Origin of the sequence: Halomonas sp. 707B3 (assembly GCF_024158645.1) — a bacterium.
Classification (GTDB): Bacteria; Pseudomonadota; Gammaproteobacteria; order Pseudomonadales; family Halomonadaceae; genus Vreelandella; species Vreelandella lionensis.
The window spans coordinates 1-2,192 of record NZ_JAMZBE010000268.1 but is presented as its reverse complement, the minus strand read 5'-3'; the positions used below and the strand labels follow the sequence as shown (position 1 = coordinate 2,192).

Here is a 2,192-nt window from a genome sequence, read left to right as displayed (position 1 = left end):
GATGGCAACCGCCTGTAGCAAAATAAGCACTGCTGCCACGACGATAACGCCTTTTACCGGATAAACAGGAATTGAAACCATGCCGTAAGTCGTTTCACCACGGGAAAAAGAGCGCTCAAAGAAGCTCCAGCCATAGGTGAGCAACAGCCAAATAAACGGAACGAAAAAGACGAGGTATCCAATTACTTCAAACACGGCCTGTTTCTTGCGAGATAGCAGACGCTTCACCACGTCGACCTCGACGTGAGCGTGGTGGCGCAGCCCATAAGCGGCCATCAGCATAAAGTGAGCACCAAACAACATTTTGGTGACGTCAAACGCCCAGTCGCTGGGGCGGCCAAAGAAAAAACGTGAGGCAATGTCGTACAGAACAATCAGGGTAATGATGGCAATTAACGGTGCGACTATACGGCCAAACAGCTCGTTAAATGCATCGATCGCCTTGGCAATCGCGTTCATGGAAGATCTCCGCAGTCAGCACAAAAAAACCGCCCCGGTCCCCCGGGGCGGCACAGAAGCGCCTTATAGGCAGGCTTCGATCTCTTCCAGTGAGGGCAGGCTCTCCATGGTACGGCTCATGTTGAAGGGAGCCGACACGTCACGCCATTGTGCGTAGTCTTCAAGGTAGGTCACCATGGAGTGGTAGACCTTGGCGTGGTCTGGGTTTTCACAGGCACCGCGCACGATCACTTCGTTCGTGATCTCTTGGATGCGCGCCAAGTCTTCGTCAGAGAACTGATTGATGGTAACGCCGGCATCAATAAATTTCTGGGTAGCGTCTGTGGATTCGCGCTCAGACCAAGCCAGTGACCATGCCATGGTGGCGTCAGCCGCAATTCTCAGCTTTTGCTGAGTCTCTTCTGACAGCGCATTCCACGCATCAAGGTTGATCATGACGCCGAATACGCTAGCGGACTGGTGCCAGCCTGGGGTGGCCCAGTACTCGGCTACTTCGGCAAAGCCTGCATTGAAGTCAACGCCGGGGGTGGAGAATTCACCCGCGTCAATCACGCCGCGCTCAATGGCTTGGTACACTTCGCCACCGGCCAGCGTGACCTGTGAACCGCCTAGCTCTTCAAGCACGCGACCTTGGTCACGGCCAGAAAGACGCAGGCGCTTGCCTTCCAGGTCCGCAATGCTCTCAATCGGCGTGCGGCCCATAAAGCCTGACTCGTTATTCAGGGCGGCGTAGGGCAGGTACATCATGTTGTACTGGCCATAGATCTCTTCATAGAGTTCACGGCCGCCCCACTGCTGAATCCAGTTGATATAGTCAACGGCGTTAAACAGGCTGGTCGTTGTGGCCAGCGGCGAGAACGCTGGGTTCAGGCCGGCCCAGTAGCCTGGCCAGTCACCTGCGGCTTGGATCGCACCGGTTTCGGTGGCATCAAACACTTCGGTGCCAGGCATCAGCGTGCCGCCTGCACGGAAATTGATCTGCACTTCGTCACCGGCCAGCTGGTTGACCAGCTCGGCCCAGTGCTGATCAATCTTGATCAGATCCAAGTTCTCCGGCCAAGTGGTGGTCATGGTCCACTGCTCTTGGGCTTGGGCGGTAGACGTGAGGGCGGCGAAAGCGACGCCAGCGGCAAGGCTGGTCAATGCGAATTTTGTAATCTTTTTCATTGTGTGTTTCCTGGTACTTTGGCGGTTAGCGTTATTAGTGTTGGAGACCTGAAAGCAGGAAAGTACAGCGAGCAGGCTGACGTTTACGTAAAGTAAAACAACGCTGCGCTGAATTGCTAAGCTAGCACACTCCACCCGCTGCAACGCAATATCAGTAATTCTAGGAAGTTAACGCGTAAAATGTCGGCGTTTTATTTTAAAAAATACATATAAAACATTGGTTTATTGAGATTATATGCGTTTTTTTATGGCCGCTAAAGAGTGAGAAAACGTTGAAAAGTGCGGCTTTGTTAAACCAAAGTTGTAAGAGAATTTTTGCCTGAGGAGCTGCCATGGGTGGGTCATACCATGTCGAGTCTATCCCAGAGCCCTGCGCTGCTGTCGCACAGCAGGCGGCGTTGCTCACTCATTATGCAATTCGCCTTAAACGGCGTGGTTGGCGTGGATTAGTGTGGCTTGAAGGCTCGCCTGAACAGGCTCGCCAGCAGGCGCTGGCGCTGTGGCAGGCCGCTGGCTGGCAGGCACCTCTGTGGGTAGGCGACACCCAGCAGGCCCCCGTATCACCA

General features: G+C 54.2%; 3 protein-coding genes. 1 reads left to right on the top strand and 2 read right to left on the bottom strand.

The features are described 5' to 3' along the window. Both BIS10_RS18490 and dctP read right to left on the bottom strand, forming a co-directional pair. Window positions 1-459: TRAP transporter small permease subunit (locus tag BIS10_RS18490; RefSeq protein WP_253507667.1), on the bottom strand; the 459-nt coding region annotated here is incomplete at its 3' end. Window positions 460-522: 63 nt separating this feature from the next. Continuing rightward, on the bottom strand, window positions 523-1,626 hold the full coding sequence (gene dctP / locus BIS10_RS18485; protein WP_253507664.1) for a TRAP transporter substrate-binding protein DctP: 1,104 nt from the start codon (window positions 1,624-1,626) through the stop codon (window positions 523-525). 332 nt (window positions 1,627-1,958) lie between these two features. Between dctP and BIS10_RS18480 the strand changes: the two genes are divergently transcribed. After that, the coding region (locus tag BIS10_RS18480) for a hypothetical protein (RefSeq protein ID WP_253507661.1) at window positions 1,959-2,192 on the top strand (234 nt) is incomplete at its 3' end.